At 49.1% G+C, this 218-nt stretch carries 1 pseudogene; it reads right to left on the bottom strand.

Annotated elements, in window-relative coordinates:
• Positions 1–218 (bottom strand): annotated as a pseudogene (gene cysG / locus V6260_RS19040) (siroheme synthase CysG); the annotation flags it as partial.

Here is a 218-nt window from a genome sequence, read left to right as displayed (position 1 = left end):
GGCGGCGTTGCGGCCATGCTTTAAAAGCTCGCGTTGTATGTGCGGCGATTTAATTACGCCCATGTAAATAGCAAGCGTTTGATATGCTTTTGCCAGCGATTGCCAATCAAGTTCTTGGCCGTGTTTTTTACAAAGGCCAGGTACAAATTGAATGGCTTGTGCAAGGTCACGATGCGTTATCGGAATACCCCCATAAGCACAGCAACCAGCAGCGGCTG

The sequence above is a fragment of the Pseudoalteromonas aliena genome (assembly GCF_038155085.1).
Taxonomy (GTDB): Bacteria; Pseudomonadota; Gammaproteobacteria; order Enterobacterales; family Alteromonadaceae; genus Pseudoalteromonas; species Pseudoalteromonas aliena_A.
This window is presented reverse-complemented; position numbering and strand designations above follow the sequence as displayed.